Genomic DNA, 13,228 nt, shown 5'->3' on the forward strand with positions numbered 1-13,228 from the left:
GGCTTGCAGGCGATGCACGGCCAGCTGATCAGCGTCCCCCGATCCGCACCGCTCCGCCCCAACCACGACTACCTGGCCGAGCGGTTCGAGCAGTTCCGCGCGGCTTAGAGCCGGCTTACCTCCCCCCGTCGGCCAGGGCGCCCGCCAGCTTCTCCGCGATCGAGCTCCACCCGTGCTCGTGGTTGTTCCGCTCCGTGTCCGTCGGGAAGTCCTCGTGCGTGAGCACCAGCTCGGTGCCACCGGTGCCCCACGGCAGGAAGTCGATGGTCACGAGGCTCGCGCGGTCGCTCTGCTCCCATTCCCAGGTGAACGCCAGCCTCCGCGGCGGGTTCACGATCGTGTACTCGCCGCTCACGCGGTGCTCGGTGCCGTCGGGTTGGCGCATGTGAATCCGGTAGCGCCCGCCCACACGCACATCGAGCTCCGCCAGGCTCACGACGAGATCCCTGGGCGCGTGCCAGCGCTTCAGGTCGTTCGGCGTGGTCCACGCGCGGAAGAGCCGCTCCGGCGGTTGCGCGTAGGTGTGCCGGACTTCGAGCTTGTGCGACGATTGCCGCTCGGCCGTGGCTGCCATGGGCCTTCCTTTTCCGTTGAGGTTTCGTCGTCCAGATAGCGAGCGAGTTGATCGAGCTGTCCCTCCCAGAACCGCCGGTACTGCTCCACCCAGTCGGCCGCGCCGTGGAGCGGGGCGGCAACGAGGCGGCACCGCCGCCGCCGGCCCTCGCGCCGGACGCTCGCCAGCCCCGCGCGCTCCAGCACCCGGATGTGCTTGGAAACGGCCGGCAGCGACATGGCGAACGGGCGCGCGAGATCGCCGATGGCCGCCTCGCCCCGGCTGAGCCGCGCCACGATGGCGCGCCGCGTCGGGTCGGCCAGGGCGGCGAAGGTGCGATCGAGCGCCGTTTGATGGTAAACCATGTGGTTTAGTATAGTGCGGGCGCACGGACCGTCAAGGGCCGCACCCTTCCGCTCATGTTCCGGAGGGCGCATAATCGGCGGAGCTGCCATGACCGCCACCGATCTTGCAGGCCGCACTTTCCTCGTCACCGGCGCCAACTCCGGCCTCGGCCGCGCCACCGTCAAGGCGCTCGCCGCGCGCGGCGGAGCCGTCGTGCTCGCCGGGCGCTCCGAGGAGCGCACCCGCCCGGTGCTCCACGCGATCCGCGCGCGGAACCCCGGCGCCGATGCGCGCTTTCTCCAGGTCGACGTCTCCGACCTCTCCTCCGTGCGCCGCGCCGCCGAGTCGTTTCTCGCGAGCGGCGCGCGGCTCGACGTACTGATGAACAACGCCGGCGTGGCCGGCACCCGCGCGCTTTCGGCCGACGGCTTCGATCTCACCTACGCCACCAATCACATCGGCCCGTTCCTCTTCACCAACCTGCTCCTGCCGAGGCTGCGCGAGGCGCCGCAGGGGCGGATCGTGAACGTCTCGAGCGCGGCCCATCTGGGCGTAAAGGGACTCGACTGGACGATGCTGGAGCGCCGCAAGGAGCCCGTGCGGAGCGGCTTCCCGGCCTACGGCGCCACCAAGCTCATGAACGTGTTACATGCGAAGGAGCTGGCGCGCCGGCTGCACGGCACGCGGGTGACCACCTACGCGCTTCACCCGGGCGCCGTCGCGTCGAACATCTGGCGCGCGCTCCCGTTGCCGGCGCGGTGGCTGCTCAAGCTCTTCCTCACCTCGAACGAGAAGGGTGCGCGCACCCAGCTCTACTGCGCGACCGCGCCGGAGCTCGCCAGCGCGTCCGGGCGCTATTACGACAAACGCGGCGAGGCCCGGTCGAATCCGCTGGCCGAGGACGCGCCACTGGCCCGCGAGCTGTGGGACCGGACCGAGGCCGCGGTGCCTCACTAACCACCTCTCCGCCCGGAGGAATACTCATGCCTGCATACATCCCGAGCTTCGGCATGCTCCACCTTGGCCTGCTGATCGCCCGGCTCGTGCTGGGCTTGGGGCTCGCCGCCCACGGCGCGCAGAAGCTGTTCGGCTGGTTCGGGGGCGCCGGGCTCGCCGGCACCGCCAACTTTCTCGAGTCGGCCGGGTTCTATCCGGGCCGCCAGATGGCCAGGATGGCAGGCCTCGGCGAATTCGTCGGCGGCTTGCTCACGGCCCTCGGACTGTTCGGGCCGATCGGGCCGGCAATCATGCTGGCCGTCATGCTGGTCGCGATGAGCCAGAATCTGGGCCATGGCTTCTTCGCGACCGATGGCGGCATCGAAGTCGCCCTGCTCTACTGCGCGGGCGGTCTCGTACTCGCGACCACAGGCCCGGGCGCGTATTCGCTCGATGGGCTCCTGGGCTTGAGCTTCTTCGAGACGGCGGAGCTCACGGCGGTGGTACTGATCGTGGCGCTCATCGGAGCCGGGGTAGTGCTCGGGCGGCGGAGCCGCGGCCCGGCGGCGTCGGCGAGGCGATAGACGGCGCGCCGGCGGCGCACGTCGCGCTCGGCAAGCGACGAGGAAAAGCCCGCGGGCTCGTGGCCCGCGGGCTTCTCACATCCGGCGTCGCGCATACCGAAGCGCGCTACCGGAACGACTCAGAACGAGCTGGAGTCGCTGGACGACCCGGTCGAATCGCTATACGACGGCGAGCTCTGGTTCGTGCTGCTTGAATCGCTCGGCGACTGCATCGACGATGTGTCGGTCGCGCTCTGCCCACTCATCCGCGAGGTATCCTGCGCCGCGGCCCCCGGCTGCTGGCCGTAAGATGAGCTGTCCCCCACGTGCTCGGCCGCGGGAACGTGGCCGATGGTGTCGCCCTTCGAGGTGACCGGCTGCCCCTGGTCGGGCCGGGTCCTCGTGGCGCCCGGGCCCAGGGTCGACGTGCCGCTGTCGGTGTTGGTCACGCCGGACTTGGTCTGGTTCGTCACCGCGGTGTCCGACACGCCCGCGTTGGTTCTCGCGTTGGCCGAGGTAGTGTCCTGGCTTCGCGTCATGCCGGTATCGCTCATCGAAGCCATGCCGGTGTCGTTCGTCACCGCTCTGGCCGTATCGGACACCATGCCGGTGTCGGTTACGGTCGTCGTGGTGCTATCGGTGGCCGCCGTGCTGGTTTCGGCCCCCGCTCTGTTGCCCGCGCATGCCAGGCCGCCGATCCACAGTGCGGTGGCGGCCAGAACAGCGGTTGATTGCGCTCGCATTCGTCCTCCTCAGATCACCTGTGTCGGGTGACGCCGCTGCGTCGAGCATCGTGCGCGGGCTCGCGCACCGGGCGCCCCGGGGTCGTGCAGCCGTAACTGTACCGGTGGGGGACTTGAAGGGCGGTGAGCGGCCTCACCCGCGGAGAGGCCAATCGCCGGGGCTCAGCCGGGCGGCGCCACGCGGCGGGTCTCGTCCGGTGCGCGCGATGAAAGCAGGCGCTCGGTGAAGTCCATCCGCTCGGCCAGCTCCGCTACTTCGGTGCGGAGCGCGTGCAGCTCGGCCAGCGCGTCGGCGGAAAGCTCGGCGCGGCGCTCGGGCGCCTGCGTCTCCCACTCGGTGATCCGCCGGCCCTCGGCGTCGCGCAGCTCGCCGGCGCTCACGATCACCACGTCGTAGAGCCACCAGATGCCGAGCCCGCCAAGGGTGCACGCCATGAGCGCGCCGCTCTCGGCGCGGCCGGCGTAGAACCGGTGCGCGCCGAAGGGGCCGAGGAGCACCGCCAGCGCGAGGGCGACGCCGCGGGATTTCTCCGAGGGTTCGTTCGCCATGGGCAGGGGCTGGGTCAACGGTCGAGCACCTCGGTGAAGAGCTCGGGGAGGTCGAGCTCGAGCTGGGGCAGGTGGGGGACGGGATGCCATGCGAGGCGCTCGCCCAGAACCTCGGGGCGCTCGTCGTCGGGGCGCCAGCGCTCGATCAGGCGGGCATCGAGGTCGACGATCCAGTATTCGAGAATGCCATGCCGCTGGTAGGCGCGGCGCTTGAGCCGCCGGTCGGCCCGGGCGGTGCCGGGCGCCAACACCTCGATAGCGAGAAGCAGCGTGCGAATGTCCGCCCAATCTCGTGGTCGGCGGCCCTCGACGAGCGGCGTCACGAAAACGTCTGGCTGCACCAGGGTATGCGGGTCGAACTGATGTCGGCGGGGGCGAAGAGTAGGACGCCGAATCCTTGTGCATCGACATACGAACCGATCCGCCGCGAAAGCGCCGACACAGCGTAGTCGTGCGTCCACTCGGCTGTCCAGTCGGTGACGGGCTCGGGCATGCCCATAATCTGAGTCCCTCACGTCGCGGTTGGCAATGCGGTTGGCAGTAACCCATCCGACACGCTACGCGGCCCTGCCACCGGTACCGGACCGTTCCGATGCGACGCGGCGCCGATTCCCGGCCGCTTGAGCCGCCTGCCTCACCGGTCTACCGTTCCGCCATGCCCGGACGCGAGCGACTTGACGCGGTGGTGGTGGGCGCCGGGCCCAACGGCCTGAGCGCCGCCATCGCGCTCGCCCGCGCGGGCCGCTCCGTGCAGCTCGTCGAGGCGGCACCTACCGTGGGCGGCGGCTGCCGCTCAGCCGAGCTTACGCTGCCGGGGTTCGTCCATGACGTGTGCAGCGCGGTGTATCCCATCGGGCGCGCGTCGCCGTTCTTCCTCTCGCTGCCGCTCGCGCGCCACGGGCTCCGGTGGATCGAACCGGACGTCCCGCTCGCCCATCCGCTCGACGACGGCGCGGCCCTCCTCACGCACGACCTGTACGAGACCGCCCGCCGCCTGGGCCCCGACGCCAATGCCTATCTCGACCTGGTGGGCCCGACGGTGCGGAACTGGCACCTCATCATCAACGAGCTGACCGGCCCGCTTCGCATTCCTTGTGTGGGCCCGCGCAAGCTGCTGGCCGCGGCGCAGTTCGGGCTTCGCGCCATGCTGCCGGTGACGACGATCGCGCGCCGGTTCGGGACGCCTGCGGCGCGCGCGCTCCTGGCCGGCTGCGGCGCGCACTCGATGCTCGATCTTTCGGCCGCCGGCACCGGCACCTTCGGGCTCATCTTCCTTGCGAGCGCGCATACGGTGGGCTGGCCCATCGTGGCCGGCGGCGCGGGGCGGCTCACCGGCGCGCTCGCCTCCTGCCTCGTGGAGCTGGGTGGCAAGATCGCGTTCAACTGCCCCGTCACCACGCTCGACGCGCTGCCGGCGCACCGCGCGGCGCTGCTCGACGTGACGCCGCGCCAGGTGCTCGAGATGGCGAGTGAGCGGCTCGCGCGGCGGGCGGGTGGGCGGGCGTACATGGGCCAGCTCCGCCGCTATCGCTACGGGCCCGGCGCGTTCAAGATCGACGTCGCCCTCGACGGGCCGATTCCCTGGCGGGATGCGCAGGTGCTCCGCGCCGGCACGGTGCACGTGGGCGGGACGCTCGAGGAGATCGAGGCGGGCGAGGCGGAGGTGGCGGCGGGACGGGTGCCGCAACGGCCGTTCGTGCTGGTGGCGCAGCAGTCGCTCTTCGATCCGTCGCGCGCGCCGGCGGGGCGGCACACGGCGTGGGCCTACTGCCACGTGCCGAACGGCTCGACGGTGGACATGACCGACCGCATGATCGCGCAGATCGAGCGCTTCGCGCCGGGCTTCCGCGACCGCATCCTCGAGATCCATCGCACCGGCCCCGCCGATCTTCATGCCTACGACGCCAACTACATCGGCGGCGACATCGGGGGCGGAAGCGCGGAGTTGAGCCAGCTCTTCTTCCGTCCCGTGGTGCGGCTCGATCCGTATCGCACGCCGGATCCCGCGATCCTGCTCTGCTCCGCGTCGACGCCGCCCGGCGCCGGCGTGCACGGGCTCTGCGGCTGGTACGCCGCGCGCTCGGCGCTCCGCGGGGTGCTCGGCGGGTGAGCGCCGCCGCACCCACGTACGTTCTCTCGCGCTGGCTCTTCCTTCGGCTGCTGGGCCTCGTCTACCTGGTAGCGTTCGCCTCGCTCGCGGTGCAGATCGTGGGACTGGTCGGCGCGCACGGATTGCTGCCCGCGGCGCAATTCCTCCAGTGGGCGCGATCGATCTACGGGCCCGACGTCCACCAGATGCTGCCCACCATCTTCTGGTTCGGCGCAAGCGATGCCGCGCTCCGCGGGGTGGCCTGGGCGGGAGCGGGGCTCTCGCTCCTCGTGATCCTCGACGTGGCGCCGCTCGTCACCCTCGCGGTGCTCTGGGTGCTCTATCTATCACTCACCATCGCGGGCCAGGATTTCCTTGGCTTCCAGTGGGACGCGCTGCTGCTGGAGGCCGGTCTCCTCGCCGTGCTCTGGGCGCCGGGCAATTGGCTGCCGCTCGCGACGCGGCGCATGCCGTCGCCGCTCGTGCGCTGGGTGCTCGTGTTGCTCGTCGTGAAGCTCCTGTTTCTGTCGGGAATCACCAAGCTCCTGAGCGGCGACCCGACGTGGCGGCACGCGACCGCGCTCGAGTACCACTTCTTCACCCAGCCGCTCCCGACCTGGCTCGGGTGGTACGCGGCCAAGCTGCCGGACGGCGTGCTGCGGGCAATGACGGCGGGCTCGGTCGCGGTGGAGGTGATTGCGCCCTGGCTGCTCCTGGCGCCAGCGCGGCTCCGGCGGGTGCGGCTCGCCGGCGCCTCGGCGCTCGTGCTCCTGCAGCTCGGCATCGCCGCCACCGGCAACTACGGGTTCTTCAACCTGCTCGCGGTCGTCCTCCTCGTGCCCGCGCTGGACGACGCGACCCTCTCGCGATGGCTGCCGGTGCGGATCGCGGCGCCGGAGCGCGAGTCGGAGGCGCGGCGATTCGTGATCGCGTTCGTGGCGCCGGCGCTGCTCGGTTTGAGCTTCCTGAGCTTTGCGCGGGAGATCGCTTACACGGTGCCGCGCGGGCGCGCCGTCGGCTACTTCCCGCGCTGGGCCGGTCAGGCGCTCGGCGTCGTCGCGCCGTTCCGCGCCGTGAACGGCTACGGACTTTTCCGCGTGATGACGACGGAGCGCCCCGAGCTCGTCATCGAAGGCAGCAACGACGACGAGCATTGGTCGGAGTATGTGTTCCGCTACAAGCCGGGCCCGCTCGACCGCCGGCCGAGTTTCGTGGCGCCGCACCAGCCGAGGCTCGACTGGCAGATGTGGTTCGCGGCGCTCGATCCGAGGGGGAGCGCGGGCTGGCTCAGCACGCTGCTGGATCGCCTGCGCGCCGGCACGCCGGAGGTGCTGGCGCTGCTCGGCCGCAATCCATTTCCGGACGCGCCGCCGCGCTACGTGCGGGTGGTGGGCTACGAGTACCGGTTCAGTACGGCCGAGGAGAGGCGGCGGACCGGGGCGTGGTGGGCGCGGGAGGCGTTGGGGCCCCTGTTTGCCCCCTGAGCCGCACCGTCCGCGCCAGCTCGTCCTCGTACTGCAAGACCTTCCGGCGCAAATCGTCCGCGAGATCGGGAGTATCGGCCAGGTAGCCGTGCACCGCATCGAGCGCGGGCTCGCCGGTCTGGCCGCCCAGGAAAGCGGCGATCCAGCTCTCGAGGAAGAAGATCCGGCGGTGGGTCTGGATGAATGGCAGCGAGTCGAGCGCGGGCCGCAAGTACGGCAACGTGAGCGCCTGGTGCTCGATGGCGTTGAACGGCCCGAGGCTGCCTGAGGCCCACGCCTCGTTGAGCGTGCTGTCGGCAAAGTAGCGGGTGAAGTACTCGCGCTTCACCTCCGCGCTCGGCCGGCCGGCGCCGGCGATGAACGCGCGGCGGCGGCCGTCGGGCGTGGTGTCGCGCGCCTGCTCGGCCGTGAGGCGCGAATCGGCCTCCGGTGCGCCGAGCTCGAGCAGGCGGGTGACGACATCCCAACGGGTCGGGTCCTTGACCGGCGCGCCGGCGGCGGAGTCGGCGGCAAAGATGGTGTCGAGGCGCGCCACGGCCTCGGGCGTCGTGGCGAGGTCGATGAAAGCGTCGAGATCAGCCTTGCGCACGCCGTACGCGCTCGCCCGGTTGCCGGCGCCGCGCCAGAGCACGCGCTCCACCTCGGGCTGTACCCGCGCCCGCTCGTCGCCGGTGAGGTACGCGCTGACGGCACGCCCGAGCCGCGCCAGCACGAACGGCGCGATCTGCTCGTCGCGCTCGCGCGGGAATTCGCGGAGTGCCATGCGCACGAAGCGCTCCGGTGCCATCCGTCCGGCGCGCACCTGGTTCCAGAGTGCGCCCCAGAGCATCGCGCGCAGAAACGCGTCGTGCACGTCGCCCAGCGCGCCGCCCTCGAGCGCGCGCACGCTGGCGCTGTCGAGAAGAAGCAGGAAGTAGCCGTGGTCCCGCGCGTTGGCGAAGACGAAGAGCGGCGCGGCGTGCCCGCGCGCGGCCGTGACCTCGGTGAGGTGTCCCTTGAGCTCGACCGGCATGCGGAGCGTCGGCCGGCCCCGGTACACCAGAATCACATCGGTGCGCTCGGTCCAGGGTGCCGGGCCCGAGAGCGCCTGCGCGGGGTGCTGCACGAGTGTCAGTCGCTCGATCCGGCCGCCGCGCATCTCGAGCCGCTGCTCCACCACCGGCATGCCGGGCCGGAGCATGAAGTTCTTGCCGAATTCGTCGAGCGGCCGCCGCGCGGCGCGGCCGATGGCGCCGAGCAGCTCCTGCCAGGTGGCGTTGGCGTACGCGTGTTGCGCCAGGAACCGGCGCACGCCGGTGCGGAACGCTTCGCCGCCTACGAGGTACTCGAGCTGGGCGAGCACCGACGGCGCCTTGTTGTACACGATCGCGCCGTAGTTGCTCTTGGCCTGGTCGAGGTTGTCGAGCGACTGCCAGAGCGGGCGGGTGCCGCGGGTTTCGTCCACCGCGTACGCGGGCGGCTTGTTGCCGAGGTAGAATGTCTTCCACGCGTCGGCGGCGGGGTCGAGGTCGGCGAGAGCTTTGGTCGCCATGAAGGTGGCGAAGCCCTCCTTGAGCCAGAGATCGTCGAACCAGCGCATCGTCACGAGATCACCGAACCACTGGTGGGCGCACTCGTGCAGCACGGTGGCGAACCGCGCGAGCCGCCGCGGCAGCGTGGGGCGCTCGCGGAAGATGAAGCGGTCCTCGTTGTAGAAGACGGCGCCGGGGTGCTCCATCCCGCCGAATGGAAACGCGGGTGCGAGCACGAAATCGAACTTCTCGAACGGAAAGCGCCGCCCGAAGTAGCGCTCGAGCCAGTCGAGCGCGCGCTGGTTCTGGGCGAGCAAGGTGTCGAGGTCGGCCTCCCTGGCGCGCGAGCGGCGGACGTAGGCGTGGATGGTGCGGCCGCGGTGCACCGAAGTGGCGCGGTGCCAGGGGCCGGCGGCGAACGCGATCAGGTAGGTGCTGATCGGCAGCGTCTCGTCGAAGCGGGTGGTGACGACCGCGCGGCCCGCCGCCGAGTCCGCCGCAGCGGCCGATCCGTTGGCGACGACGCTCCACGCGGCCGGCGCGGTGAGCGTGAGCCGCACGCGGCCCTTGAGGTCGGGCTGGTCGAAGCAGGGGAAGAGCTGGTTGGCATCGGCGGGGACGAGGAGCGTGTAGAGATAGTCGCTCCCGTCGGTGGCGTCGTGGTTCCGGATGATCGGCGCACCGCTCGGCGCGATGTCGGCGACGAATCCGAACTCGAGCACGTTGGCATCCGGCACAAGGAGCCGCGCGGGCACGCGGATGTGGGCGCCGTTCGCGGCGCCGGGCGGGAGCGGCTGGCCGTTGGCGGTGGCGCTCGTGAGCCGGCGACCGCGGAAATCGAGGATGACAGCGCGGTCGGCGGCGGGGCCGGCATTCGCGTTTGCGTCCACGCGCCGAAAGCGCACCGTCACCCGTCCCACCGCGCTGTCGAGCGCGGTCACGTCGAGCGCAAGATCGTAGCGCACGTCAGCAATGGCGCGGGCACGGCGCTCGGCGAGCGCGTGGGAGATGCCGGGGCCCATCAGCTCGTCCGCGCCGGAATGCGCCGCCGGTAATGCGCGCGGAGTCTGCGCGGAGAGCGGCGCTGAAGCGGCGAGCAGCAGCGCGAGCGCTGCGCCCGCCCCGTTACCCCGCCAGCGCACGCCGCCCCTCGGCGAGCACCTGGTCGTAATACGCCTCGAGGCCCGGGTTCACCCCGCGGCAGCCCGCGATCACCTGCTCGGTCCAGTCGAGATACTCGAGCCGCCGCTCGGTGCTCCAGTCGGGCGGCGGCGACAACGTCACGTCGAGCACGTTGCAGATCTTGTCGCCCAGCTTGATCACCTTCGCTTTGGCCGACGCGCCGGCCGCGTGCGCCACCTGGAGCCGCTTGCGCTCCGCCTTGAGCAACTGCTTATCGTCGGTCACCTCGGCCACGAGTCCGCGTACCTCCGGGCCGAAGCGGCGCTCCAGCTCGGCAAACGTGGTGGCGGTGTCCTCCACCGTGTCGTGCAGGACCGCCGCGATGAGCGTCGCGAGATCGGTGACGTCACCGCGGGTGGCGATCACGTTCGCCACCGCGACCGGGTGGTTGATGTAGGGCGATGCGGCGCTGTCCTTCCGGCGCTGGGCGCGGTGCTTGCTGGCCGCGAACTCGAGGGCGTCGAGCAGCCGGGCGAGATCCGGAATGGGGCCTCCTTGGGGATGGGCGCAAGATAAACTGTCATAGCGCCGGAGTATTGTCTGGATGCCGGCTCACCATGGGCTGGCGGGCGCGCCCCCGACGCCAGGAGACTGCATGACCGATCCCGCTTGGCCTCGTCTGCTGCTGCCGGTGCTGGTCTTTGTCGTTCGGGCGTTGCGCCGATCCGCCGAACCGAGTGAGCGCGGTCCCGGAGGGCCCGGCGGGAGCGGCCCACGGATCGGCTGCTGCGCACCGGGCATCGTCGCAGTGTTGAGCGGGCCCGTCGCGGCGTTCAATCGCACATGCAGTGCGGGCGCCGGGACGTGGCGCGCGTTCTATCTCGGGCCGCGCGGCTCGCACTGGACCGGCACGCTCCCCGCAGATCCTATGAGCGCCCCGGCCCGCTGCCGCTTTGGTCTCGGCGCGCCGGTCTCCATCCTCACCGGCACCGGTAACTCGACCCGCACCGGTAACTCGCGCGCCGCGAACCGGTAGCCGAGCCGATGGGACCGGGAAATGACGGGCGGCGGCCGCGGCAAGGGGGTGCACACGCGCGGCGCACTGGATAACTTGCGGCCTCCGCATCGCGAGCACAGCATGGGTCGAGGGTCTCGCACGCCGGGGCCGCGCCGCGCCCGCGCGGCCACCGGCTCCAAACTCCAGCGCTGGATCGACCTCCTTGCGGCGCTCCTTCGCCGGCACGGCGCGGCGCCGCTCGAGGAGCTGGTGCGCGACGTGCCGGCGTATCAGCACGCGCCGTCGCGCGGGGCGCTCCGCCGCACGTTCGAGCGCGACAAGGACGAGCTGCGCGCCTTCGGCATTCCGATCGCCACCATCTCCGACGCCGGCGGCGAGGTCGTGGGATATCGACTCAAGGCCGATCAGTTCTACCTCCCCTACCTCACGCTCATGGGTGAAAGGCGCGCGACGCCTCCGCGCCGAGTGGACCGCTACGGCTACCGCGCGCTCGCCGAGCTGACGTTCGACGCCGACGAGTTGGAGGCGGTGGCCGAGGCGGCGCGTGGAGTCGCGGCGCTGGGCGACCCCATGCTCGTCGAGCTCGCGGCCTCCGCGATGCGGAAGCTCGCGTTCGATCTGCCGGTGGATGCTGCGGCGCCGGCGGCCGAGTCGTCCACGAGCGTCCGCGAAAGCGCGGCGGTGCGCGTGGGGCTCGCCGCGGCCGGCGCGACGCTCGAAGCGCTCGACGACGCGCTCCGCCGGCGGAAGCGCACGACCATCGAGTACTACGCGATCGGCCCCGACGCCGTGCGCGAGCGCGAGGTCGAGCCATTCGGCCTCTTCTTCCTGGGCCACCACTGGTATCTCGCCGCGCGCGACTCGAGTTCGGATCTGGTGAAGAATTTCCGCGTGAGCCGGATCCACCGGGTGACGGTGAACTCGGCGCAGCCCGGCACGCCCGACTACGACGTCCCCGCCGGCTTCAGCCTCCGGGAGCACGCGCGTTCGCGGCAGGCCTGGGAGCTGGGCGACGCCGCCGCGCTCGATGCCGTGGTGGAGTTTCGCGGCGCGAGCGGCCCGGCGTACGCGGCGCGGCGGCTGGGCGAGCCGGTGGCCGACTCGCCCAGCCGGCGCAGGTTTTCCGTGCGGCGGCTCGACAGCTTCGCCCGCTGGCTGCTCTCGTTCGCCGGCGAGGTCGCGCCCGTTTCTCCGCCGGAGCTCGTCGAGGCGTATCATGCGCTCGCCGATGCCGCGCTCGCGGCGCACGGAGGCGCACGATGAGCGGCAACGCCGCCGCGCAGCTCCGGCGCGTGCTCCAGCTCGTGCCCGAGCTGGCCGACGGGCGCGAGCACAAGGTGGACGTCGTCGCCAAACGGCTCGGCGTGGATCGGGAGACGCTGCTGCGCGATCTCGACGCGCTGGTCGAGCGATACGACGACCCCGGCGGTTTCGTCGAGGGCGTGCAGATCTTCCTGGAGCGGGATGCGGTATCGGTCCGATCCGACCATTTCCTGCGCCCCATGCGGCTCACGATGGCCGAGCTCGCCGCGCTCGAGCTGGGCCTCGCGATGTTGCGCGCCGAGCGCCCGCCCGACGAGCACGCGGCGATCCACCGGGCGCGGGCTCGACTCCGCACCGTTCTCGCGAAGCTCCCGAGCGACGGATCCCACGTGGCGGAGCGGGTTGCCTCGACCGGCGCCGAAGCCGACGCCGCGACGCTCGGCGCGGTGCGCCGTGCGATTCGTGCGGGGCGGAAACTCGCCGTCCGGTATCGTGCGAGCGGCGCCGGCGAGAGCACTCGGCGCGTCGTCCGTCCCTACGCGCCGGTGCTCGCCAGCGGCGCCTGGTATCTCGTCGCGCACTGCGAGCGAAGCGAAGGCATCCGGGTGTTCCGGCTGGATCGGATCGAGGAGGTCGAGCAACTGGCCGAGCGCTGTCGCGTGCCGAAGGATTTTTCAGTGGCGGACGTCCTGCGCGACGGCCGGGTGTTCCACGGCGAGCCGGCGGAGTCGGCCCGGGTGCGCTACGGGCCGGCGGTGGCGCGCTGGGTCGCCGAGCGGGAGCGGAAGCCGCTCGACGCGGATGGGTCGCTCACGCTGGAGCACCCGCTGGCCGACGAGCACTGGCTGGTGCGGCACGTGCTGCAGTACGGCGCCGACGCCGAGGTGCTGGCGCCGGAGCATGCGCGGGAGGCGGTGCGAAGGCGGCTGAGGGAAATCTGATCGGATGCGGCGGCTAGTGGCGGCGTCGGAGAATCATCACTCCGTCGGCGGCGGCATGGCACGCCTTGGGGAGTACGCTCGGGATGCCGGCGCGCCGAGATGGATCGGTGC

Annotated in this window: 13 protein-coding genes; 6 read left to right on the plus strand and 7 right to left on the minus strand. The window is 71.5% G+C overall.

Going from position 1 to position 13,228, the window contains the following annotated elements; translation table 11 throughout:
- Positions 1-115 precede the first annotated feature (115 nt).
- Both VFW66_11375 and VFW66_11380 read right to left on the minus strand, forming a co-directional pair.
- Positions 116-574, minus strand: coding sequence for an SRPBCC domain-containing protein (locus VFW66_11375; GenBank protein ID HEX5387295.1), 459 nt, complete (start codon positions 572-574; stop codon positions 116-118).
- Positions 466-918, minus strand: a complete 453-nt coding sequence (locus tag VFW66_11380) for a metalloregulator ArsR/SmtB family transcription factor (GenBank protein ID HEX5387296.1) — start codon at positions 916-918, stop codon at positions 466-468. Before VFW66_11380 ends, VFW66_11375 begins: the two co-directional genes overlap by 109 nt.
- Before the next feature lie 88 nt (positions 919-1,006).
- Here VFW66_11380 and VFW66_11385 point away from each other — a divergent pair, with 88 nt between their 5' ends.
- Both VFW66_11385 and VFW66_11390 read left to right on the plus strand, forming a co-directional pair.
- Positions 1,007-1,855 (plus strand): SDR family oxidoreductase, encoded by an 849-nt coding sequence (locus tag VFW66_11385; GenBank protein ID HEX5387297.1) that lies wholly within the window; start codon positions 1,007-1,009, stop codon positions 1,853-1,855.
- Between the two features lie 26 nt (positions 1,856-1,881).
- A complete protein-coding gene (locus VFW66_11390) occupies positions 1,882-2,418 on the plus strand; it encodes a DoxX family protein (protein HEX5387298.1) in 537 nt (178 codons plus the stop codon).
- Positions 2,419-2,537: 119 nt separating this feature from the next.
- On the opposite strand, the gene VFW66_11395 is transcribed toward VFW66_11390, so the two are convergent.
- From VFW66_11395 to VFW66_11405, 3 genes are all read right to left on the minus strand, one after another.
- A complete protein-coding gene (locus VFW66_11395) occupies positions 2,538-3,140 on the minus strand; it encodes a hypothetical protein (protein ID HEX5387299.1) in 603 nt (200 codons plus the stop codon).
- Between the two features lie 162 nt (positions 3,141-3,302).
- Positions 3,303-3,689 carry a TM2 domain-containing protein gene (locus tag VFW66_11400; protein HEX5387300.1) on the minus strand — a complete coding sequence of 129 codons (387 nt, stop codon included), beginning with the start codon at positions 3,687-3,689 and terminating at the stop codon, positions 3,303-3,305.
- A 14-nt stretch (positions 3,690-3,703) separates the two neighbouring features.
- A complete protein-coding gene (locus VFW66_11405; protein ID HEX5387301.1) occupies positions 3,704-4,204 on the minus strand; it encodes a Uma2 family endonuclease in 501 nt (166 codons plus the stop codon).
- A gap of 140 nt (positions 4,205-4,344) precedes the next feature.
- Between VFW66_11405 and VFW66_11410 the strand changes: the two genes are divergently transcribed.
- Both VFW66_11410 and VFW66_11415 read left to right on the plus strand, forming a co-directional pair.
- Complete coding sequence (locus VFW66_11410) at positions 4,345-5,799, plus strand: NAD(P)/FAD-dependent oxidoreductase (protein HEX5387302.1); 1,455 nt, start codon at positions 4,345-4,347, stop codon at positions 5,797-5,799.
- Positions 5,796-7,262 carry a lipase maturation factor family protein gene (locus tag VFW66_11415; protein HEX5387303.1) on the plus strand — a complete coding sequence of 489 codons (1,467 nt, stop codon included), beginning with the start codon at positions 5,796-5,798 and terminating at the stop codon, positions 7,260-7,262. Before VFW66_11410 ends, VFW66_11415 begins: the two co-directional genes overlap by 4 nt.
- On the opposite strand, the gene VFW66_11420 is transcribed toward VFW66_11415, so the two are convergent.
- Entirely contained in the window at positions 7,186-9,915 is a 2,730-nt protein-coding gene (locus VFW66_11420) for a M1 family aminopeptidase (GenBank protein HEX5387304.1), read from the minus strand. The two genes, VFW66_11415 and VFW66_11420, sit on opposite strands and share 77 nt — an antisense overlap.
- Entirely contained in the window at positions 9,899-10,501 is a 603-nt protein-coding gene (locus VFW66_11425; GenBank protein ID HEX5387305.1) for an HD domain-containing protein, read from the minus strand. The genes VFW66_11420 and VFW66_11425 overlap by 17 nt, the downstream gene beginning before the upstream one ends.
- 532 nt (positions 10,502-11,033) lie before the next feature.
- Here VFW66_11425 and VFW66_11430 point away from each other — a divergent pair.
- Both VFW66_11430 and VFW66_11435 read left to right on the plus strand, forming a co-directional pair.
- Entirely contained in the window at positions 11,034-12,176 is a 1,143-nt protein-coding gene (locus VFW66_11430; protein ID HEX5387306.1) for a WYL domain-containing protein, read from the plus strand.
- Positions 12,173-13,117, plus strand: a complete 945-nt coding sequence (locus VFW66_11435; GenBank protein ID HEX5387307.1) for a WYL domain-containing protein — start codon at positions 12,173-12,175, stop codon at positions 13,115-13,117. The genes VFW66_11430 and VFW66_11435 overlap by 4 nt, the downstream gene beginning before the upstream one ends.
- Positions 13,118-13,228 lie beyond the last annotated feature (111 nt).

The organism is Gemmatimonadales bacterium (genome assembly GCA_036279355.1).
Taxonomy (GTDB): Bacteria; Gemmatimonadota; Gemmatimonadetes; order Gemmatimonadales; family GWC2-71-9; genus DASQPE01.